Genomic DNA, 21,362 nt, shown 5'->3' with positions numbered 1-21,362 from the left:
AACGCATCCCAAACCTCGTCGGTCGAGACTCTCGCCCAAACCATCATTTCAGCAACCCCGCCAGATAGCGGCCGTATTCGTTCTTGCCGAAGAGGTTCACACGCGAGACGAGGGCATTCTGATCGATCCAACCCTGGTCGAAGGCGATCTCATCGGGTGATCCGACCTGCAATCCTTGGCGCATCTGCAGCGTGCGGACAAAATTTCCGGCGTCCAGCAGGCTGGAATGGGTCCCGGTGTCGAACCATGCATAACCGCGCCCCATCTTCTGGACGGTCAGCGTGCCTTCTTCGAGATACTGTTCGAGCAGGGATGTAATCTCCAGCTCGCCGCGCGCAGACGGAACGACCATTCTCGCTTTGGCGGGGGCAGTGCCGTCCATGAAGTAGAGGCCGGTGACCGCATAATCCGAGAGGGGCACGGGTGGCTTTTCAATGATGCTCGATACCCGCCCGCAGTCGTCGAAGGACACGATTCCATAGCGCTGCGGGTCGGCGACGCGGTAACCGAAAACTGTCGCGCCAGTCTCCTGTGCGGCGGCCTCCGCCAGAAGAATGGGCAGACCGTGGCCAAAGAAGACGTTGTCGCCCAGCACCATCACAGACGGCGCGCCGGCGAGGAATTCCTCCGCGAGGATATAGGCCTGTGCGAGGCCATCCGGCGACGGCTGCTCGATCCAGGTGAATTCGATACCCCACTGGCTGCCGTCACCCAGTGCCTTTTCGAACTGCTGGCGGTCCTGTGGCGTCGTGATGATCGCGATTTCACGAATGCCGCTCAGCATCAGGATGGAGATCGGGTAATAGATCATCGGCTTGTCGTAGAGGGGCAACAGTTGCTTCGAGAGGCCCACGGTGATGGGATACAACCTGGTGCCCGAACCACCGGCGAGAACGATCCCCTTACGAGACGACATGTCCAACCTCCGATGTAGCGCAGAAAGGTGCGAGAAATCCGCTTTCCGCGAAATGATGATGCGTGTGCGTCATGCGCTCGCCCCAAGCCGTGCGGTAACGGCTTTTCGGTCCATCAACGGACGCCACCAGGCCTCGTTTTCGATGTACCAGCGAACGGTTCGCCGGAGCCCTTCTTCGATGGTCACCGATGGCTTCCACGAGAGCTCGGTGCGGATCCGTGTGGCGTCGATCGCATAACGCACATCATGGCCCGGTCGATCTGCGACGAAGACGATCTGGTCGGCATAACGGCCCGAGGACTTTGGCCTCTCGGCGTCGAGGATCGAACACAATGTCCGCACCAACTCGAGATTGGTGAGTTCATTGTCGCCGCCGATGTTGTAGCTTGAACCGACGGAGCCTCGGTCGAGTACAGTCATCAGAGCTTCGGCGTGGTCCTCGACATAAAGCCAGTCGCGGACGTTGCTGCCGTCGCCATAGATCGGGATCGGTTTACCGGCCAATGCCCTGAGGATCGCGAGCGGGATGAGCTTTTCCGGGAAGTGATAGGGTCCGTAGTTGTTCGAGCAATTGGTCAACAGCACGGGCACGCCATAGGTTTCGTGCCAAGCACGGACCAAATGATCGGAAGCCGCCTTGGATGCCGAATAGGGACTGCGGGGGCTGTACGGTGTCGTCTCGGTGAACTTGACCGAGGGGTCGCGAGGAAGGGAGCCAAAGACCTCATCGGTGCTGATATGCTGGAACCTGAAACTGTCCGGCTTCCCGCAGCTCAACCAGTATGCGCGCGCGGCTTCCAACAGGCAGAACGTGCCGACAATGTTTGTCTGGATGAAATCTCCCGGGCCATCGATCGAGCGGTCGACATGGGATTCTGCAGCCAAATGCATCACGGCGTCTGGCCGGAAGCTGTCGAAAATCCGATCGAGGGCGGCGCGGTCCTGAATATCGACGCGCTCCAATGCATAGAGCGGGTTTCCCGCGACCGGGCTGACGTTCTCGACACGGCCGGCATAGGTCAAAGCGTCAACATTGACGACAGAATGCCCCTTCTCGACCGCCAGCCGCACGACAGCAGAGCCGATGAACCCCAAACCACCCGTCACGAGCAATTTCATCAATCGATACCTTTCCAATTCACGTTGCTCGCCTCGATGGGCGCGCGACAACCGTCATGATTTCAAAACATAGACGGTAAAAAATCTTACTTTGCACCAAATCCATTTATGATTATCGCAACAGTTTTTATGTACACTATGATATCCATCCAAGGAGAAAAGTTCTTTATGTAGTAAAAATCATAATGCAACTTTTGCCTGACGTCCTCAACATCTGAAACATGCCCCTGATTAACCTGTGCCCACCCGGTAATTCCCGGCTTTACGATGTGTCTGTATCGATAAAAAGGCAGCTTTTCTTCATACCAACGCGACAACGGCAGGGCCTCGGGACGCGGCCCCACCCAGCTCATTTCGCCTCGGAGGATGTTGAGCAACTGCGGCAGTTCATCGATGCGCGTGCGCCGCAGGAACCGGCCGAAGCGGGTGATCCGATGGTCACTGTCGGCCGTGACGGCGCGCTCCCGATCATCTTGGCGAGCGTCTCCCGCAACGCGCATGGTCCGGAATTTGTAGATGGTGAATACCTTCCCCTGATAGCCACGCCGCTCCTGGCAGAAGAGCGCGGGGCCGGGTGAATCCACGCGGATCAACAGCGCCACAACGAGAAGGAAGGGCAGCAACAGCACGAGGGCGATCGCCGCGGTGACGCAATCGACAGCGTGTTTGACCGCCAGGTAAGCCTGGTTTGGGTTGAGCGATCCAAGGGTGTTTTCAGACAGATGGTCGATGGCAACGCGCCCGGTCAGGGATTCGACGATCTGCTTGACATGATAGACGGGTATGCCGGAGAGGGCGCAATCGGCAATGAAGCGCTCCCAGGGACCGGAAAGATCCGCCCGCAGATCGGCGACAACGCCTTGAATACGCTCCGGAGGGCGATTGGGCGTGGTCAGAACGCGCCATGCCACATCCGCGATCGACGTCACCGTTCCGATGTCCCCAGCCGGAACGACGGCAAGGCGTGTCGGTTGGAGCTTGCTGACAAGAAAGCTCCAACCGAAATACCAAACGGTCGACAAAGTGAACGACCCCGCCGCCTGGAAACGGCTGTAATCAAACCGGAAGAAGAAGATGATGATGAAGACCGTGCCATAGGTCAGCGCGAATGTCGGCAGGATCGCGCCTGCGGCGGCGAAGCCGGGATAGGTGCCGAGCCGACGATAGAGCAGATAACCCGCCAGATGCGCGACAATGGCAGCCGTTACGGTGACCTGGTGATTGGCACTCGAAAGAACCTCTGGCACGAACAGCATACGCAGAATCAGCGGAACGCCGATCGCGAAGAGCAGACCGCCCACAAGCTGATAGCGAACCCGAAGAGCAATATGGCGGGGTGCGTCCCAGAACCCGACGGCTTGCTTATACATCGGCACCTACCACGGAACCGACATGTGTCAGCCCGACGCACAGGAATGGATATGAAATAGCGACCGAGGAGATCGGTGCTGAGCGATACTCGCAGATCATGGCTGTCGGCCTCCGATGAGGATGGTCACGAGATGCCCGTAAGCCCGCCAGCGCCGGCGGATGGCATCGCCGTGCCGCCACGCCACCGCGTGGATGCGGGTAATATCCGCTGCGGAGAAACCCTCCGCCTCCCTAAGAAGGGCTTCGTCCGTGGCGGCGTCATAACCGTTCAAAAGCCCCTCCTCGTAGACAGAAAGTGCCACCTGGATCTGTCTTTCAGAGAGCTGAAATCCGGGGCTCGACAGCACATCGCGCGCTGCTTGCGCCGAATCCGTCAGATGCTTGAACGGATGTTCAAAAGGCGCCGAAAACGGATCCAGGGCTTCAAGCGCAGCAATCAGAGCGGCGTGTTCGCTGGTTCCGGCACTTTGGGCGAGATCCGCAAGAGAACCTCCGATCCTGACGGAGGCACCGGAATCCAGTAACGCCCAGGAATTTGACTGGACATTCAACGCAGGATCTCCTCAGAAGCTACGGGTTTCCGGATGAGTTGGCGCCGCGCACGCGCACGATCGGCGGTCGGCAGCCGCACGGCGGCCACGGCCTGGGAACGGTCATGCGGGATTTCCGGCCTGCCAAAGTGATAGCCTTGCAGCCACTGGGCACCGGCAAGCCGCGCTACCGCGAGGCACTCAGCGTCTTCGACCCCCTCGACGACCACCAGGCTGGACATGCAGGAGGACATGGTAATCAGGCTGGAGAGCAGCTCGCTGCCAAAGATGGTTTCCGATGTTTCGCCGACGAAGATCGCGTCCAGCTTGATGATGTCCGGGCGCGCAACGCGTGCGAACGCGATCGAACTGAAGCCAGAACCGAAGTCGTCGAGGGCGATACGGCAACCGGTGCCTTTCAGCGCGAAGAGCAAGTCGGTGGCTGTGGCGGTATCTGCGGGGAGCGCGGTCTCAGTCACCTCGATGACAAGACGGCCCGCCACGTCGGGTCTCGCCATCAGGTCTCGCAGACACGAGTTCCAGCAGACATCATCGTTCAACGACATCGCCGAGACGTTGCATCCGAGCGACAACTCAGGTTCGGCGTTCAGTTGCCGCAGCGTGTCCATCAGAACCCAGCGGTCCAGGGTGGCGGTAAGACCAAGCCTCTCGAGCGCAGGAAGGAATGCCCCCGGCGCGATGCTCTTGCCGCTACCGACCTCGGTCAGGCGGATCAGGCGCTCCCGGTATAGAAGCGTTTCGGGCGCATCCGCAGCGACGATCGGCTGTTCGGCAAACTGCACTTTGCCGGACCGGACGGCCTTATAGGCAAGTACCGCCGCTTCCATATCGGCGCGGTAGCGGGCGACATCGAGATTGCGGTTGATGTAGCTGATCGTGGCCGGCGCGTCGTGGCGTGACAATCTGAGCGCCACCACCAGCTTGATTTTGCCGATGGTCAGCGGTGTTAACGCGGCGGTCTGAACGGCATCCTCCAGTTCCTGAAGGCGCGCATCATCCAATCGCGGCCCGACAAACTCCAAGGAAAGTCCGTAAGACTTCTCGTCTCGCTCCCAGTCGACAACGGAAAGCGCCTCGTCGAAACGCCGCCAGATTTCACCCAGGACACGCCCCGCAACGCCTTCGGAATAGGCTGCTGCGATGCAGGCTAGATTCTCGATCACAATCGTGAAGCGTGGGTGGCTCTTCATGGATAAGTTCCGCCTTGAATGCGTTGAACCGCACATCGTGCGATCTGTGGTCAGGCCAAACCTCTCGTCAGGTGGGGCCAGATTTCTGCTGCAATGCGTTTTCGCTCACCGCCGGGACCCGACAGCGGTCGGCGCTCTCGGTCGGTCGACACGGTCAAGCTGATTTCCGACCGCTTCGAACCGCGGGAGGAGCTGGACCGGGACGGCGGTCCCGGTCCAGGGCCCCCTGCCGAAGACGACGAACGGAGGCTTCTCCCTCTTCAGACCCGACACCACATGGGCTTGGGGGTGCGTGGTAGGGCTGAAGAAGCGCGCAATTTCCCGACGGGGGAACACACGGTCGATAGCAACAATCCCGTCGCGCAACCCGGCATGGCGAAGCTGCCTGCCGGGGAGCGAGTGACCGAACTTCGGCTCTTGACTGACGCTCGATTTCATCTTCGGTCGCCCCCAAACCGTCCCTCGTGTGTGGTCAGTAGTTCACGTCGAAGCGCAACTTCACGCCGCTGTCGTTGATTTCCTTGCCGAATTGTCCGGAATAGGAGATGCTCAGCGCGGCACTCGATCCGAGGTCAGCCTTCAAACCGGCCTCAATGAACCCGACGTCCCGGTCGGAAGAAGCGGAGGCGACGGTGAAGCTGTTGCTCATGTCGAAGCCGTGAACCGAACCGACGTTCGTATCGCTGAAGTTGTGGCGCCAGCCGACAGTGCCAGAGGCTTCCATCGCCAGTCCGGCTACGTCGAAACGGGTGCTCGACCTGAGACCGACCGTCGAATACGTTGCGTCGACATCGCTGGCTGCACCGCTCAGAGCCGCGACTCCTCCCTCTTCTGTGAAGGCGTCGGTATCGGTGTTCACATAGGCGAGCCCCACGAACGGCTCGAATGAAGCCTCACCGGTTTCGAGCGTATAACCGAGTTCCGCGAAGACCTGCGCAGTGCGCCCCTTGTAGTCGGCCGAAAGCTGATCCTCGAATGTGTCGAAGCTCGCGCGTCGCTCGGTCCCGAGTTCGTGCCAGGTTTGTGCGGCACCCAGTGTGAGGTTGAGCCGATCCCATGTGCCTTGGCCGTAGATACCAAGACTGTAATTGTCGATCGACGCAGATCCCCTACCCTCTGAAAGGTTCAGGGATGTGTTGCCGTAGCCACCCACGAAACCAAGACGCATGGCTTCTGCCAGGTCGCCCTCGGCGCCCACGAAGAAGCCGCCGCCATTGCGGTCGATGCTTGCCCCATTGCCGTCGCTATCGAGATTGGCCCAGCTGCCATAAGCCTGGGTCCAGAACGACGGCCCCTCAACCGCAGGCCCCGTCGACATCTGCCGTCCGACGGCTTCGCGCAGGAACCGGCTGTCATCGAGAAGCGTGGCCTTCGCGGATGCATGCACCTCCCCCGAGAGCTGATCGAACGCCAACCGTGCGTCTTCGGCAGACTGGACAATACCGACAGCCTCGCGAAGATCGGCCTTCGGGTCCATTGCCTGCAGGGTCTCGGCCACCGCAAACTGGTTGAACGTCAGGGCCGCACTCTCAAACGATGACGTTTGCGTCGATATCAGAGAGACGGCATGGTCCTGGTAGTCCGCCAGCAAGTCGTAGAATTGCGATACACGCGTATCACCCTGCACGTCGAAGACGCCGGTAACTCCTTCGTCTGCGGTCAGGATCATATAGCTCGCATCGAGCCGGTAGCGGTCGGTCCCATACTTCACCACGTCGAGGATGGCCCCGGGTTCCAAGGTCGCCTCGCCGTCGATCGAAATCAGGTCGTTGCTCTTTGCAGGTGCCGCGCGGTTGCTCACATTTTGCAGAACATCCACGACGCCCGGCGCCAATTCGGCGCGGTAGATTGAGCCGGCTGCCTGCTTGTAGTCTCCGTTGACCCTCAGCTTGCCGGGACTGTTGCCCGGTGCAATGACCGAATTGGCACGTGCGTCGATGGACCCCACGGTGCCATCACCCGTGAGTGTGGCTCCTGAACGTACAACTGCCGTGGCGTTGTTGGCACCCTGCATGTCCAACGTGCCGCCGAGCACGTCAATCGTGCCGGTGAAATCACCGGAATCACCTGTCAGGATTGTCGTACCCGCTGCTGCAGTCAGGAGGCCACTGCCGGACAGGGCTGCGGCAAATTCGTAATCCGTAGACGTATGGTTGAAGACAATCTGACCCTCGCCATCACCGAAGACGACCTCGTCAGCGAGCACGGTCCCCGCCGCCAGAGGAGAGCCGATAAGTCCACCGATCACGAGGACCCCGGTCGCCCCCTCAACCGTGGCGATCCGGATCTGTCCATCGGCCTCGAGGACCGCCCCGTCCGACACACCGATGACGCCTGTTCCGGCATATCCAACATAAATGTTCCCGGCGGCGCCCAGGTCAGCATTTTCCCGGGCAGCAAGCTGACTGCCCTCGCCGGTGACATGGACAAATCCAAACGAATTGGGATCCATACCGGCACCGACGGTGGCGGAGGAAACCTGCGCGCCGTCCGATATCTGCAGGAAGCCATTGCCGTTCATGGGATCTACGTCCCGAGAGCCGTTCTGCCCACCCACATAGATCCGATGCTTCGTATCCACGACAGTCCCAGCCCCCGAGACCGTCATGGTCGTCAGATTCTCGCCAGCGGAGCCAACGTAAATGCCACTCGCATAGAGATAGGCACCATCAGCCACGTCGACTGAACCGCCCTCCGGGCTCAACCAGGCTGCTTCCCCCTCGTCTTCGGGATTGCCGATCTCAACATGCGTTTCGTCGCCCGTGATGGTGATCGAAGCGCCGGCTCCGGCATAAATACCGATGTTGCGAATATACGCCTGTGCACCGTCGGAGATGGTAAGCGAACCCGTGGAACCTTCAGTACGCGCTACATCGACGCCACCGGTATTGGTCCAGACCGTACCCTGACCGCTTACTTCCAGCGTACCGGTACCACCCGCGCCCTGCTCCCAGCTCCCAGTGGACAGTGCAAGACGAGATGCGGTCAGCGCCGCACCATCGGAGACTGTGACCTTCCCAGTACCGCCATAGATCCCGATCGTCAGTTCAGAGCTGTTCGACCAGCTTGAGCCAGCGCCCGTCAATTCGACGCTGCCAGCACCAAGAGCCTCTGTCCCAATCGTTGCATTCGCGCTGACCAGCGCTGCCGATTCCTTGATTATCAGGTTAGCAGCACTGGCACTGCCGACCGTTAGTGTGCTGACGCCGAGATCCTCGTCCGAGAGCGTCTTGGTACCCTCATCTACCCAAAGGTCTGACGGCGCCTGTCCACCACCACAGCTCTGCAGGCAATCTGCAAGAGCGTTCGACACGCCAAGGCCGAAGTTAGAGCTCACGGCCAGCGAAAGCAGGCAAACACCTGCAGCCAGACGACGTCGCCGCTGAGACAATTGAACGAAACCTCTCATACGCTCGGCAAACGCCAGCGAAGCCAGGCCACGACTTTGATGATGGAAAACCAACTTCTTACCCCCTCAGATGTCCCTGAAACCAATTGAAAAAGGCGCGTCACCTCATCCGAGAGACAGACGCTGCAAATTGCGGATCACCCCCAGACATTCCGGCGCAGCGGCGGCGCCGAAGACACCAGACCGCAAGGCTGCACCTGCGCGGACACCGTTATTGGGCGGGGTGGAATGAACAATGTGACGGATTTGTTTCGAAGCAAGACTGAAGATTTTTCGAACTAAAATCCCCAAGTTACCGGATTTTATTTCAATAATACTCTCTTTACGCAGAGTAATATTTGTGCATAAATTCGAATATAATGAATATGAACCGTGCATTAAAGGGTCCCTTCACGTAACAAGACTGCGAAGGACGGCAGATTCGAATCTACACTGAAAATTTTGGATTTTTTTGATTTAAAATGCGGAAAAAAATCCCGGACGAAAAGGACCCCTTATTGTCAACGCAGATGATACGTCGGCCCAAACTTGGTCCAACCCGGAGAAATCCGGATTTGATGGGAATTGATTATGAATATTGGCTACGCTCGCGTTTCGACCGAAGACCAGAAGCTGGACCTACAAATTCAGGCACTCAAACAGAGAGGCTGCACGAAGATTTATTCCGACCACGGGATCTCCGGTCAGGACTTCCACCGTCCTGGTTTGGATGCACTGACAAAAGTACTTAAACCGGGTGACACGCTGATGGTCTGGCGCCTCGACCGGCTGGGTCGATCCCTGATGCATCTCGTGAAGCTCGTGGATGAGCTTGGGAGGCGTGGGGTTCACTTCCTCTCTCTCAGCGAGAATATCGACACGAGCTCTCCCGGCGGCAGGCTCATTTTCCACATGATGGCGGCACTTGCGGAATTCGAACGTTCGTTGATCAGCGAACGGACACGCGCCGGTATGGCCGCAGCCCGCAACCTGGGTCGCCATGTCGGGCGCAAACCGATCCTGAGCGACGAAAAGTTGCTCTGCGCGGCACACGCACTTGAGATGGGCGAGGCCACGCTCTGTGAAATCGCCAAAGCACACGGTTTGACCGCGCGCTCGCTCAACCGAATGATCAGAAACCGCGTCGAGAAACGCCGGCACGCTCTAGAGGTCATAGAGAGCACGACGCATGTGTTGGATGATAAATAGGCTGTCTCGCGAAACGGAAGCCGAGGTCCCGGGCCAGATGTGCACCAGTCGCTCTTGCGGGCAAGGTGAGCCATCGGCGGTGCTCACGATGCAGGAGACGGAATTCGGAAGCGGGTTTGGCCGGGCTTTTCCGCTTGCCCGGCGTAGACCTGGTAGTGCTCAAGTCAGGTCGGCAGTGGTGAAATGTTCAGCGCAGTGCATGCATCCAGACCGCGGAATCACGCAAAACAGCCGTCTTCGTCGCCTCCGGCACCGCCACGGCGCCGGCTCCACACATAGTGTCAATTGGCATCAGGGAGAGCAGCGCAAGGACAGACATCGAGTGTTTTAGATATCGTCTCAGGGTTCGCTCTGTAACACCGAATCGATTGGTGAGACTCGAAAGTTCGGCCCCGGCTTTGTGGGCGGTTTTCAGCTGAGAGATATCAAGGGCTGACAAGGCGGAGCGTCTCCCCAAACGCGCCCCTCGAATACGGGCGGCTTCCATCCCGGCTCTTGTCCGCTCACTAATCAGGTTGCGCTCGAACTCAGCCAAGGCGCCCATAATATGAAAAATCAATCGTCCGCTCGACGAACTCGTATCGATGTTTTCCATCAGCGAGTGGAACTGTATGCCACGCGCGCCAAGTTCATCGACCAGCCTGATCAGATGGGGCAGAGACCGTCCGAGGCGATCAAGTCTCCACACCACCAGCTTTCCTCCTGCCTGTGCCGCTGCCATCGCTTGCGTGAGCCCAGGACGATCAATTGTCTTGCCAGACAGGCCCTGATCGGAAAAAACTTGCTGACAGCCGGCTGCCCGTAAGGCATTCAGTTGCAGATCCAGATTCTGCTCATCCGTTGAGACTCGGGCGTACCCGATGTTCATAATGTATCACCCCGCCAAGTTGCGACGCCGACGTGCCGTCGCATGCTGAAGTGCCCCTGCCACATCGGGGACATCGAACAGGCGATAGTTATGCATTATTATTAATTTATTAATCAAAAGTCCTATAATTTATATTTTCATATAAGAATAAATATTCCTTATTACATACCGCACACTTTACTCCGTTTTGATGTTCATAATATGATATATTATGAATTTTAATAAATCATATTTATACAGGACATCGTATTCGAAGGTCTTTTGTTAGCACATTCGAAATGTCACTTACTTCACTCCATTAAAAGACATAGATTTTCGATGATCTTCTTACACGCTGACTGAAGGAATTATCGATTATTTCATTGAAATAATTACTTTTTCGCCTCATCCTGCTTAAAATTTCACGCAATTTGTGAAACCCTGTTGTGGGACGCAACATGTATCCTCCCAACTGCTGCAGGAAAACTTCGTGCTGTATCGAACGGAGGACGGCGGCATCATAGACCGTTGCTGTCTGGCAGTGCGCTCATCTGTCGATCGGATAAAAACGCCGCCGATAGCCCCCATCAGCGTCGCGGCACACATCCATGCGCTCGATCTTTTGGTGTAAAGCAGGTGACTATTTTTGGGGAGGTCACCACAAGCGCGCATGAAAGCTGCACTGCCAGGCCGCCTTTCCCCAATGGCATCACCGATCTTCGTCACCCTAGGGGATACCCCGTCAGCCGCGCCCCATGATTTTTGCCAGAATGCCCGTCAGGCGCCCGTAAGGCGGCATGGCGAGGCGGGTCGGATTGAAGATCCTGACCTTCGTCACGCCGCGTGGATGCGAGAATCTCTTGAAGCCGTCGAAGCCGTGATAGGCGCCGAGGCCGCTCGGACCGATCCCGCCGAACGGCAGATCGTTCTGTGCGACATGAAGCAGCGTGCCATTGACGGTGACGTTGCCGGAGATCGTGTTGGCCAGAACCTTGCGCTCCGTCTCGGAACTGGCTGTGAAAAGGTAAAGCGCCAGCGGCCGTGGTCGGGCGCGCACAAAGGCGATGGCGTCGGCGAGCGTGTCATACGGTATGATCGGCAGGATCGGCCCGAAGATCTCCTCCTCCATCAGCCGGCAATCGATCGGCGGATCGACAACAAGGGTCGGTGCGAGGCTGACACCCGTCTGCGGCAGGGCAATATCTGCGGCAACCAGCCTCGCGCCGCGGTCCCGGCATTCCTGCACGGCGTCGAGGAGACGGCGATAGGCGCGATCCCCGACAATACCGGTATACTGCGACGGGGAAATTCCATGCGGATAACAGCGCTCGATTTCGCTCACGATAGTGCCGACGAACTGGTCCAACCGGCTCCTTTCGACAAGAACGTAGTCGGGCGCGATGCAGGTCTGCCCGGCATTCATCATCTTGCCGAAAACGATGTCGCGCGCGGCCGATGCATGATCACAGTCGGGGGCGACGATCGTCGGCGATTTGCCGCCGAGTTCCAGCGTCACCGGCGTGAGATTGGCTGCAGCGGCTGCCATGACCTTTTTGCCGACAGCTGTGGAACCGGTGAAGATGAGGTGATCGAACGGCAGCGCGGAAAAGGCGGATGCCACCTCGACACCGCCTTCGATCACCGTCACCTCTTCGGGTGCGAAATAGTCCGCGATCAGCCGGGCAAGCCGGGCAGATGTCTGCGGCAGGAGTTCCGAAGGTTTGATGATCGCCCGATTTCCGGCGGCGAGGATATCGATCAACGGCCCGAGCGCGAGAAAGATCGGATAGTTCCACGGCACCATGATGCCGACCACACCGACCGGCTGATACTGAACCCAGTTTGACAGTTGCAGAAATTCCAGCGAACGCCCGCGCCGTTCGGGCTTCATCCAGCGTTTCAGATGCGCGCGCGTGTGACGCAGCGCGCTCATCAAAGGCACGATTTCCAGCATCGTCGTTTCATGAACAGAGCGATGGCCGAAATCGCGGGACACGACCGCGCAAATCTCCTCCGCCCGCTCCGTCAGGAGGCGCGCGATCCGGTCCAGCCGATCACGGCGGACGGCCAAAGACGGAGAAGGATCCGCCTCGAAAGCCGCCCGCTGCATGGCGAGCACATCGGCCAGGTGGGTGTCTGCTGGGTCGCCTTCACGCAAGACTTTACTCCGCGATACCTGTTTTGATCGTCGAAAACCGCGATGGAGCTGTCGGGATACCATGGAGGTGCCCGTGCCGGCCAGTCCTGGCCGAGGGAGGCTAGGCTCCGCCGGCGCACACGCCTCAGCGCAAATCGATCAGCTCTGGCCGGGGCCCGTCGTGCTCGCTTGAACGATCGAGAGGAGCCGGTTCAAAGGTGCCTCGACCGCTTCGGCGACCGTGACGGAAAGCAGCAAATTGCCACCGCCATCGCAGATCTCCACTGCGGTGATGCTGCTGGGTTCGCCGGTGGAGAACGAGTCGGCCACGACACTGCGGATCCCGCGAATCGCAACTGCACGGGCGGCATCTATGTCGGAACTTTCGGTGCCTTCGACATCGAGCAAGCGTTCACCGTCTTCAACGACATGCATGTAGTAGAGTGGCAAGACATGGCTCCGGCAGTATGCTCGCAGTTGCACCAACACATCCAACACGATGTGCAAGTCGAGTTCAGAGCTAACTGCCGGGGTTGCTGCTGTCCATAATTATCTTCGCCGCAAACAAAAACTCCGACCAAAATTGGTGACTTTTTTTGTTTTGCTCATGCAATGCCAACCGGTCAGCAGGACGGGTTCTATGAGGAGCACAGCAGCGGAATGTGTGGGCCGTGTCTTTAGGGCAAAAAATGACGGAGGGCGTCTCAAACACATCTGTGCCCTGTCGGTCGTCACAGCAGAAACGGTCTCATTATGGTATTAGGGAGTCCAATCGAGCGGGCAGAGGATGGCCATGGATGCATTGCGGGCGAGATTGACGGACCAGGCCTATGAAGAGGCGATCCGCCATTGCACCACCAGCATTTTGCCGATGCATCTGGGCGAGAGGCTGGTCAACAAGATCTTCGGTCGCAACCTGCAGTCCCACGCTGCAGGTCTCCTGGCCGTGCTGCATTGCGAGGCGGAACTCGGGCTCGGGGACCGTCCCACCCTAACGCAGATCCAGGAAGAAATGGGTGCATCGCGCACATTGTCCGCCTTCTTCGCACTTCTGAAGGTTGCAGGCTTCGTCGAGACGATCGTGAATACCGAAGACAGGCGGGCCAAGTTTCTGGCGGCTCGGCCGCCGCTTTTGGATGGACTGAAGACTTGGCTCTCGCACCACATGAATTGTGCCGAGATTGCTGGCTTCCTGCCGGACGGATACGCGCAAAGATTGCGGACGGACAAGGACTTCGGCATCGCCTTCATCGCCGCGACGCGTCCGATGCTGGGGCGCACGCGCGCGGCCCTGAAGCAGCCCGGCGCCTGGTCGTGGTTCGACAATTTCGACTGCGGCGACCGAATAGCACTCGCGCTCCTGCGTGCCCATTACAGCGGTGCGGATCTCGACGGGGATCGCTGGTTCGCGCTCGAATCGCGGCATCTGGCCCACCAACTCGGAATATCCCACTCCCACTTGCGCAACGTGATCAATGCCGCCGAAGCGGAAGGTCTCGTGCTGCAAAACCGGAACTCGCGCCGTGTAGCGCTGACCCCTCGCATGCTATCCGAGGTGCGCAGTTTTCATCTCGGCTTCTGGAGCTGGATCGCAGAGGCCGTGGATCGGGTCGAGACGCGGAAGCGCACTGTCCCTGGACCCTGCGCCGCTTAAGCTCACGCAAACCGCCTTGGAAAGTTCTGTTGCCTCGCCTAGCCTGCAGTGGACGGGATTGTCGCGCGTGGGAAAGGTACCGATGGAACAGACACATGACTCGAGCCAGTTGGAAATGGTGGTGTTGATGACACCCGACATGGCGAATTTTTCCGGAAAAGTGCATGGCGGCGCGCTGCTCAATCTGCTGGACCGGGTCGCCTATTCCTGCGCCTCGCGCTATTCCCAGCAATATGCGGTGACCCTCTCGGTCGATCAGGTGGTCTTCCGTCAGCCGATCCATGTCGGCGAACTCGTGACCTTCCGCGCCTCGATCAACCATGCCGGCCGCACGTCGTTGGAAGTCGGTATTCGCGTGGAAGCCGAAAACATCCGAACCGGCGAACGACGCCATACCAATTCCTGTTACTTCACCATGGTCGCCGTCGATGCCGAGGGCCGTCCAACTGCTGTGCCGCCCTATGAGGCGAAGACGGAAGTCCGCAAGCGCCGCCAGCGCGCCGCCGAAATTCGCCGGGCGCTGCGGCTAGAGTTCGAAGCGCGTTTCAAAGAGGCGAGCCAGGTGGCCGAAGCACAGGAAGCGAATGGCTGATAGCCGCGTCTGCGTCGGCCCTTATCGACGATTGCTCCGCACATCTTATCAGGCGCTGACGGCCTGATAGGCACGGCGGAAATAGACGAGGGCTTGTTCCCGGTCGCCGCCACGCACGTCGACAACACGGCACATCAGGATGAAATGCGTCCCCACCTCGACCGTCTCGGTCACCTCGCAATCGAAGGAGACGAGCGCGTCTTCGAGAAGCGGCGCCCCCGTCTTGCCGGCTTTCTAGCGAGCGGCGGCAAAGCGATCCGCCATGGGCGTCTTGCCGCCGAAGAGTGAGGAGACGGTTTCGTGGCCGGGAGCCAGCGCATTGACCGACACGACCTTGTTTTCCATCACCGCCGGGGCAGCCGAGCTCGTCCTGTTGAGGCAGACGAGCAGCGTTGGAGGATCGTCGGTGACGCTGGTGACGGCCGTGGCCGTGAAGCCTGCGCGGCCACCCGGCCCGTCGCTCGCGATGACGTTCACGGCCGCGGCAAGCGAGGCCATGCCATTGCGATAGATTTCCCGCGTGACCGGCGTGCGTGGAATGCCGGAGCCGGACGGGGCGAGGTGGGGCTCGGTCATGACGGGTCCTCTTGGTGAACTCAGGAACTGGCTTGCAGAGGCGCAATCGTCGCGGTCGCTCAAAACTCCCGCAGGTTATCGCGCAACAGGTCGTGGGCGTAGCTGGTCCGGGCCAAGCCGCGCTTCTGTAGAGCGGGCACAAGTCCATCGGCGACTTCCATGAGATAGCGGCGCGAGACGCGCAGCACTGGCGTCGTCACCAGGAAGCCATCACCGCCGACCTCTTCCATCACCTCGCCCATGCGCTCGGCCACCTGGTCGGGGGTACCGATCAGTTCGACAGAGGAAACGAGGCCACCGCCGCCGGAGACGACCAGTTCACGCAAGGTCTTGCCGCTGCCCCATTGCTGGAACTTGTCGAGCGAACCGGATTCGCCATTGGTCACGAGCTTTTCAGGCAGCGGCTTGTCGAGATCGAATTGCGAGAAATCGATCTCGGTGATCGCCGAGATGGAGGCCAGCGTATCGGTAATGAAATAGTCAGACGAGACCTGCCGCTTATACTTCTCCTGCGCTTCGAACTCGGTTTCGCCCAAGGTCGGCGTGATGCAGAACAACACCTTGATCTCATCGGGATCGCGGCCGATCTTGGTCGCCCTGGCTCTGATATCATCGCGGAAGGCCTTCATCTCGGCAGGACCCGAGGCGACGGAAATGATGGAGTCTGCAAAGCGGGCGGCAAAGTCGCGGCCGCGCGGCGAAGCGCCGGCCTGGACATAGATCGGCCGGTGCTGCGGCGACGGCACGGTGTTGAGCGGTCCGCGGACCTGATAGTGCTTGCCGACATGATCGATGGTCCGAACTTTGGTCGGGTCGACATAGACGCCCTTGTCGCGGTCGAGAACGACGGCATCCTTGTCCCAGCTGTCGAAGAGCTTGTTGACGACCTCCATGTATTCTTCCGCCATCTCGTAGCGCGTTTCGCGCAGCGGCAGCTTGTCCATGTTGAAGTTCTTGGCCGCAAGATCCTCGGCACTGGTAACGATATTCCAGCCGAAACGTCCACGCGTCAGGCTGTCGATGGTCGAGCAGAGGCGGGCCAGCAGGAAGGGCGGATAGGCCATGGTCGACATGGTCGCGACGACGCCGAGCTTGGAGGTCGCCATGCCCATGGCGGTGGCGAGCGGCGCCGGATCGTGCTTCGGCACCATCATGGCGTTCTTCAGCGCAAAGTCGCGCGAACCGCCATAGGTCTGCGGCACCATCAGCTTGTCTTCAATCATGATGTAGTCGAAGCAGGCGCGCTCAAGGGTCTGCGCCATTTCCATGTAGAAGCGCCCATCCCAGGGATAACCGCCCTGTCCGAAGGGTTCGCGCCATTCGTCGGGCGTGAAGTTCATGAACCAGGCGAGGTGCATCTTCTTGGCCATGGATAGGCTCTCCTTTGTCAACGGGCAGTCTGGAGTGGAATGATCTTGGATCGGGAAAGCTCGAAACGAGCGCTCTCGCGCACGATGCGGGGCTTGGCCTCGAAATCGGAGATGATGCCGGCGCCGTAGCGCTCGGGCGCCTGTGGATCCTTGCGATACTTGTCGATGGCAATGACACGGGTGCCAAGCTCGAAGGCCTCGCCCATGTCATGGGTGACCATGACGATGGTCATCTGCCGTTCGGTCCACAATTCACGGATCAGCACATGCATGCTCTTGCGGGTGACGGGATCGAGCGCGCCGAAGGGCTCATCGAGCAGAAGCACCTTGGGCTGCATGATCAGGGCCTGGGCGATCGCCAGACGCTGCTGCATGCCCCCGGATAGCTGTTGCGGATATTTGGAAGCCGAGTCCTTCAGACCGACGCGCTCAAGCAGTGCCATGGCCCGGTCACGCAAGACCTTGCGTCTTGCGCCGAACAATGTGCCGAGAAAGGCAGAGCAGCGCCACTGTGGCCCCAGCATGACATTGCCGAGCACGGTCTTGTGCGGAAAGACGGAATAGCGCTGAAAGACGACACCGCGATCATCGGTCGGCTCGCCGGCAATCGGCTGGCCATCAAGCAGGATCTGCCCACGAGTCGGGACTTCCTGGCTCAGTAACAATCGCAGCAGCGTCGTCTTGCCGACGCCGCTCGGGCCGACGATTGACAGGAACTCATGGTCCTTCAGCGTGAGGCTGACATTTTCGAGGACGATGGCGTCGCCATATTCCTTCCAGACCTTGTCGAAGACGATCTCGACCATGTCAGCCCTCCTTCAGCACGGACCAGGGAAAGAGAAAGGCCGACAGCTTGCGGAGCGCCAGATCGACGAGGAAAGCGAGCAGCGTGATCCAGATGACGTAAGGCAGGATGATGTCCATCGCGAGATAGCGGCGGACGAGGAAGATGCGGTAACCGAGCCCGCCTTCCGCCGTGATTGCTTCGGCCGCGATGACGAAGAGCCAGGTGGCTCCGAGTGACAGGCGCACGGCGTTGATCAGGCCCGGCAGGATCTGCGGAAGTACGATATGGATCAGCATGTGCCAGGTGGAGCCGCCGAGCGTCTGGGCCTTGATGATCTGCTCGCGCGGCAGCGCCTCGACCCTCAGCACCACATCGCGCATCAGGAAGGGCGCCACCCCGAAGACGATCAGGACGATCTTGGAGACTTCGCCGAGCCCGAAGAGGATGAAGAGGATCGGCAGCATGGCGAGCGGCGGCACCAGCGAGATCGCGGCCAGCACTGGGTCGAAGGCTGCCCGCAACTGCGGGATGAAACCGATCGGCGCGCCGAGCACGAGGCCGAGCAGGGCGGAGAGGCCGAGGCCGACTAACAACCGCCAGAGACTAAGATAGGTGTCCCACCAGAACAGCAGTGCGCCGCTTGCGCGGTCCTGCTCGAACATCATCCGGTTCATGGCCGATACAAAGGAAGAGAGCGCCGGCATCAGCTTGTCAGTCGGATTGACGGACAACCGCGCTTCGGAGGCCAGCACATAGGCGAGAAGGATCAAAAGGAATGGCAGAACGCCGAGGAAGAGGCGCTGGCCGCGGGAAGGAGGGTAGTTGATGATGCGTTTCATGAAACTGCCCTCCTTGCCAAACCTTTCCGATCAGAGCCCGCCGTCCGCGCCAAGCTTGGCGTAGGAGGCGTCGATGCGCAGCTTCACATTGGCGGGATCGCCCAGCACGGCGCCGTCGGCGAGCTGGATGCCGATCGCATCGACGGAGGTTGCCCCCTGGCCAAACAGGCCACGATCGAAGGAAAACTTGCGGATGTCGTCCATGATCGTGCCGGTCTTGGCGTCGGTCAGGAAGGCGTTGGCTTCGGCCGGGGTGTAGAAGAAGAACGTCGTGTCGATCTGGGTTTTCAAGCCGGCCTGATCTGTGCCGAGCGCGCTTGCCATGTAGTCGTTGACCGGCTTTGCCGTATCACCGCCTGCCTTGATGGCGGCAAGCGCCTCATACCAGGCGCCGGTCAGCGCCTTGCCGAAGGCCGGGTTGTCTTTCAGCACTTCGGTGTTGCCGATGAAGACATCCATGATTTCACCGGGGATCTGAGAGCTGTCGAACAGCACCTTCGTTTCCGGTGAGCCGGCAATCATGTCGGCCGTCATCGGCTTCCAGGCGGCGGCATTCTGGATATCGGCATTGGAGAGGTAGGCGGCGGCAATGTCGGCATCGGAAATGTTGACGGTCTTCACCTCGCCCACACCGCTCAGGCCATTCATGACAAGCGCGCGATTGAGGAGGTAGTGCGAGACGCTGTATTCGACGAGGTAGACGTCCTTGCCCTTGAGGTCGGCAACCGAGGTCGCCGACTTCGACATTAGCACGTCATTGCCGTTGGAATAGTCGGTGATCAGGAAAATCGACGTATCCACCCCGCCGGCGGCCGGCATTGTGAGCGCATCCATGCCCGCCACGCCGACGGCATCGAGGTCACCTGCGATGAACTGGTTGATCGAGCCGACATAGTCGTTGACCGCCATCATCTCGATCTCGATGCCATATTTGTCGGCCCATTTCTTCAGGATGCCGCTTTCCTTCATGTAGCCCATGGGCATGAAGCCGACATAGATCGAGTAGCCTACCTTGAAGCTGGTCTTGGGCGCGGCCAGCGCCGTGCCGGCAAGGGCCAGCGACGTGCCGAGGACGACGGTGAGGGACTGGGCGAGGGCACGAAATGAAAACTTCATTGGCTTGTCTCCAGGTCTGACGCAAAGGCCGTTGCGCATAACTAAGCAAGCGTTTAATAGCTTCGCAAGTGCAAAAATGACGAAGATCAATTTATGGGCAGGCTTGCGAAAACCTTTGCGTATAAGGCGTTTTTTTAATCCGCCACCCATGCTGCACTGCACATTTGAGCGCCACATTTTGCGATTGGCAAAGTGCCCGCGACGAAGATAATCGAAGCCGGATTTGCGGAAAGGATGCCGATTTGGCCAAGGCGGCACGACAGAGACTGGATCCAAGCCGGCGGATGGAGCTGATCCTCGACGCGACGCTCGGGCTCGTCGGCACCTCGCATTTCTCTGTTGTCACGATGCGCGACATCGCGCTCGCCTGTGACGTCAATGTCGCCCTGCTCTACCACTATTTCAGCAGCAAGGATCACCTCGTCCGTCTGGTATTGGCACGGGCGCTCAGTCAGATCACCGACGATTACGAAGCTCGACGGAGCGCCCACGGCCACGATTTCCTCGCCGATATCGGCGCCTGGTTTTCAACCCATGCGGCCATGGCGCCGAGCATGATGTCGCGCATGGTCAAGCTGATGTCCGACCAGGCAGCCTTGCCCGTCAGAGACCCGGAGCTCGATGCCATGGTCATGGGCTTCTATCAGTTCGAGAAGGATCTCATCGTCCGCACGCTGGAGGAAGGGATGGCAATCGGCCGATACGGGAGCGTCGACCGTGAAAAACTGGCCCGTTTCGTCGGCCTGCATCTCGACGGGATCTTTCACGGCGCCGAAAGCCGCGGCGAAATCCGCATAGCTGAGGATATTGCCGACCTGCGCGAGATGCTGGAAGCGCAATTGCGTCCCTGAAGCGTCAGGCGCCGATCCTGGAAAATGCGGCGAGTACCGTGCGCTCGGACTGGGCGAGATAGGCTTCCAGGGCTGACGCCGCCTCCTTCGGATGGCCTCTCTCCAGTTGTTCGAGGATCCCGGCATTCAGCTCGACATAGGGCGCATGCAGCAATTCCGGATCATCGAGGAGGCCAAAACTCAGGCGCAGTTCGGCGGCGATCTGAGCATAGAAGGCACTCAGCCTGACGCTGTCGGCAAGCTCGACAATAGCCGAGTGGAACTTCATGTTCTCACTGCCAACCGTGCCCCACTCTCCTGCCTGCCGCGCAATGCGGGCCGCATCCACGGCTGCGCGCATGCGTGCCACGGCCGGATGGTTCGGATAGGCGTCGGCGAGCGCCCGGCATTCTATGATGCGACGCACGCGGTAGATGTCGATGATCGAGGCCATGCTCGGGGTGGCAACGAAGACGCCACGATTGGGCTCGTGGCGCAGCAGACCCTCCTTGGTCAGCAGACGAAATGCTTCACGCAGAGAATTGCGCGACACATCGAGATCGGCGCTGAGAGATGCTTCCGACAGGCGCTGCCCCGGCTTCAACTCGCCACGGATCAGTTTGTCGCGGATCTCTTCCGCCAATCTTGGCGCAAGGGCTGCCGTCGTATCCACCTCTGCCATGCGTGTCCCCATTCTGCCAGTCTCGCGACCTCTGTCGGTCGCCACGGAAAACAGGTGTCGACCGGCTTTGCCGTACGCCCATCTCCATCAGTCCGGCGAGTGAAAAGCGCGTCCGCCTTATTGTCCAAACACCGGTCGGCGGCAACTGCGAGCCACGACACGATCAAAAAATGTCCGCGACTTGCCGA

At 59.5% G+C, this 21,362-nt stretch carries 18 protein-coding genes and 1 pseudogene; 4 read left to right on the top strand and 15 right to left on the bottom strand.

Going from position 1 to position 21,362, the window contains the following annotated elements; translation table 11 throughout:
* Positions 1-43: 43 nt before the first annotated feature.
* From rfbA to ACT53S_RS20345, 6 genes are all read right to left on the bottom strand, one after another.
* Positions 44-916, bottom strand: coding sequence for a glucose-1-phosphate thymidylyltransferase RfbA (gene rfbA / locus ACT53S_RS20370; RefSeq protein ID WP_113376753.1), 873 nt, complete (start codon positions 914-916; stop codon positions 44-46).
* A gap of 69 nt (positions 917-985) precedes the next feature.
* Positions 986-2,035 carry a dTDP-glucose 4,6-dehydratase gene (gene rfbB, locus ACT53S_RS20365; protein ID WP_476068327.1) on the bottom strand — a complete coding sequence of 350 codons (1,050 nt, stop codon included), beginning with the start codon at positions 2,033-2,035 and terminating at the stop codon, positions 986-988.
* Between the two features lie 86 nt (positions 2,036-2,121).
* Positions 2,122-3,405 (bottom strand): exopolysaccharide biosynthesis polyprenyl glycosylphosphotransferase, encoded by a 1,284-nt coding sequence (locus tag ACT53S_RS20360; protein ID WP_476068326.1) that lies wholly within the window; start codon positions 3,403-3,405, stop codon positions 2,122-2,124.
* A 96-nt stretch (positions 3,406-3,501) separates the two neighbouring features.
* The gene (locus ACT53S_RS20355) at positions 3,502-3,957 is read right to left on the bottom strand and encodes a hypothetical protein (protein WP_476068325.1); all 456 of its coding nucleotides are present in this window, start codon (positions 3,955-3,957) and stop codon (positions 3,502-3,504) included.
* Entirely contained in the window at positions 3,954-5,183 is a 1,230-nt protein-coding gene (locus ACT53S_RS20350) for an EAL domain-containing protein (protein ID WP_476068324.1), read from the bottom strand. The genes ACT53S_RS20355 and ACT53S_RS20350 overlap by 4 nt, the downstream gene beginning before the upstream one ends.
* Before the next feature lie 436 nt (positions 5,184-5,619).
* The gene (locus tag ACT53S_RS20345) at positions 5,620-8,538 is read right to left on the bottom strand and encodes an autotransporter outer membrane beta-barrel domain-containing protein (protein WP_476068323.1); all 2,919 of its coding nucleotides are present in this window, start codon (positions 8,536-8,538) and stop codon (positions 5,620-5,622) included.
* A 588-nt stretch (positions 8,539-9,126) separates the two neighbouring features.
* Here ACT53S_RS20345 and ACT53S_RS20340 point away from each other — a divergent pair.
* On the top strand, positions 9,127-9,744 hold the full coding sequence (locus ACT53S_RS20340; RefSeq protein WP_476068322.1) for a recombinase family protein: 618 nt from the start codon (positions 9,127-9,129) through the stop codon (positions 9,742-9,744).
* Between the two features lie 187 nt (positions 9,745-9,931).
* On the opposite strand, the gene ACT53S_RS20335 is transcribed toward ACT53S_RS20340, so the two are convergent.
* The 3 genes from ACT53S_RS20335 to ACT53S_RS20325 form a co-directional block, all read right to left on the bottom strand.
* Complete coding sequence (locus ACT53S_RS20335; protein WP_476068321.1) at positions 9,932-10,612, bottom strand: recombinase family protein; 681 nt, start codon at positions 10,610-10,612, stop codon at positions 9,932-9,934.
* Between the two features lie 721 nt (positions 10,613-11,333).
* On the bottom strand, positions 11,334-12,749 hold the full coding sequence (locus tag ACT53S_RS20330; RefSeq protein WP_476068320.1) for a coniferyl aldehyde dehydrogenase: 1,416 nt from the start codon (positions 12,747-12,749) through the stop codon (positions 11,334-11,336).
* Positions 12,750-12,887: 138 nt separating this feature from the next.
* Positions 12,888-13,178: a DUF6894 family protein gene (locus ACT53S_RS20325; RefSeq protein ID WP_476068319.1), complete on the bottom strand. Its 291-nt coding sequence runs from the start codon at positions 13,176-13,178 to the stop codon at positions 12,888-12,890.
* Between the two features lie 343 nt (positions 13,179-13,521).
* On the opposite strand from ACT53S_RS20325, the gene ACT53S_RS20320 reads away from it, so the two are divergent.
* Both ACT53S_RS20320 and ACT53S_RS20315 read left to right on the top strand, forming a co-directional pair.
* Complete coding sequence (locus ACT53S_RS20320; RefSeq protein ID WP_476068318.1) at positions 13,522-14,382, top strand: hypothetical protein; 861 nt, start codon at positions 13,522-13,524, stop codon at positions 14,380-14,382.
* Positions 14,383-14,464: 82 nt separating this feature from the next.
* Complete coding sequence (locus ACT53S_RS20315) at positions 14,465-14,974, top strand: acyl-CoA thioesterase (protein ID WP_476068317.1); 510 nt, start codon at positions 14,465-14,467, stop codon at positions 14,972-14,974.
* 48 nt (positions 14,975-15,022) lie between these two features.
* On the opposite strand, the pseudogene ACT53S_RS20310 reads toward ACT53S_RS20315, so the two are convergent.
* From ACT53S_RS20310 to ACT53S_RS20290, 5 genes and pseudogenes are all read right to left on the bottom strand, one after another.
* Positions 15,023-15,472 (bottom strand): annotated as a pseudogene (locus ACT53S_RS20310) (flavin reductase).
* A 137-nt stretch (positions 15,473-15,609) separates the two neighbouring features.
* The gene (locus tag ACT53S_RS20305) at positions 15,610-16,920 is read right to left on the bottom strand and encodes an NtaA/DmoA family FMN-dependent monooxygenase (RefSeq protein WP_142073231.1); all 1,311 of its coding nucleotides are present in this window, start codon (positions 16,918-16,920) and stop codon (positions 15,610-15,612) included.
* A 17-nt stretch (positions 16,921-16,937) separates the two neighbouring features.
* Entirely contained in the window at positions 16,938-17,726 is a 789-nt protein-coding gene (locus ACT53S_RS20300) for an ABC transporter ATP-binding protein (RefSeq protein ID WP_476068316.1), read from the bottom strand.
* A 1-nt stretch (position 17,727) separates the two neighbouring features.
* Positions 17,728-18,546 (bottom strand): ABC transporter permease, encoded by an 819-nt coding sequence (locus tag ACT53S_RS20295; protein WP_476068315.1) that lies wholly within the window; start codon positions 18,544-18,546, stop codon positions 17,728-17,730.
* Between the two features lie 30 nt (positions 18,547-18,576).
* Positions 18,577-19,662, bottom strand: coding sequence for a putative urea ABC transporter substrate-binding protein (locus ACT53S_RS20290; RefSeq protein WP_476068314.1), 1,086 nt, complete (start codon positions 19,660-19,662; stop codon positions 18,577-18,579).
* 242 nt (positions 19,663-19,904) lie between these two features.
* Here ACT53S_RS20290 and ACT53S_RS20285 point away from each other — a divergent pair, with 242 nt between their 5' ends.
* Positions 19,905-20,513 (top strand): TetR/AcrR family transcriptional regulator, encoded by a 609-nt coding sequence (locus tag ACT53S_RS20285; RefSeq protein WP_476068313.1) that lies wholly within the window; start codon positions 19,905-19,907, stop codon positions 20,511-20,513.
* Positions 20,514-20,517: 4 nt separating this feature from the next.
* Here ACT53S_RS20285 and ACT53S_RS20280 read toward each other — a convergent pair whose 3' ends face one another.
* Positions 20,518-21,174: a GntR family transcriptional regulator gene (locus tag ACT53S_RS20280; RefSeq protein ID WP_476068312.1), complete on the bottom strand. Its 657-nt coding sequence runs from the start codon at positions 21,172-21,174 to the stop codon at positions 20,518-20,520.
* Positions 21,175-21,362: the final 188 nt, after the last annotated feature.

The organism is Allorhizobium sp. DMC15, assembly GCF_056314065.1.
The sequence above is the reverse complement of the archived record's forward strand: the minus strand, read 5'-3'. Positions and strand labels throughout refer to the sequence as shown.

Coding starts and splice junctions, on each gene's coding strand:
- rfbA (WP_113376753.1), bottom strand. CDS start 916: ATGTCGTCTCGTAAGGGGATCGTTCTCGCCGGTGGTTCGGGCACCAGG.
- rfbB (WP_476068327.1), bottom strand. CDS start 2,035: ATGAAATTGCTCGTGACGGGTGGTTTGGGGTTCATCGGCTCTGCTGTC.
- ACT53S_RS20360 (WP_476068326.1), bottom strand. CDS start 3,405: ATGTATAAGCAAGCCGTCGGGTTCTGGGACGCACCCCGCCATATTGCT.
- ACT53S_RS20350 (WP_476068324.1), bottom strand. CDS start 5,183: ATGTGCGGTTCAACGCATTCAAGGCGGAACTTATCCATGAAGAGCCAC.
- ACT53S_RS20340 (WP_476068322.1), top strand. CDS start 9,127: ATGAATATTGGCTACGCTCGCGTTTCGACCGAAGACCAGAAGCTGGAC.
- ACT53S_RS20335 (WP_476068321.1), bottom strand. CDS start 10,612: ATGAACATCGGGTACGCCCGAGTCTCAACGGATGAGCAGAATCTGGAT.
- ACT53S_RS20320 (WP_476068318.1), top strand. CDS start 13,522: ATGGATGCATTGCGGGCGAGATTGACGGACCAGGCCTATGAAGAGGCG.
- ACT53S_RS20315 (WP_476068317.1), top strand. CDS start 14,465: ATGGAACAGACACATGACTCGAGCCAGTTGGAAATGGTGGTGTTGATG.
- ACT53S_RS20305 (WP_142073231.1), bottom strand. CDS start 16,920: ATGGCCAAGAAGATGCACCTCGCCTGGTTCATGAACTTCACGCCCGAC.
- ACT53S_RS20300 (WP_476068316.1), bottom strand. CDS start 17,726: ATGGTCGAGATCGTCTTCGACAAGGTCTGGAAGGAATATGGCGACGCC.
- ACT53S_RS20295 (WP_476068315.1), bottom strand. CDS start 18,546: ATGAAACGCATCATCAACTACCCTCCTTCCCGCGGCCAGCGCCTCTTC.
- ACT53S_RS20290 (WP_476068314.1), bottom strand. CDS start 19,662: ATGAAGTTTTCATTTCGTGCCCTCGCCCAGTCCCTCACCGTCGTCCTC.
- ACT53S_RS20280 (WP_476068312.1), bottom strand. CDS start 21,174: ATGGCAGAGGTGGATACGACGGCAGCCCTTGCGCCAAGATTGGCGGAA.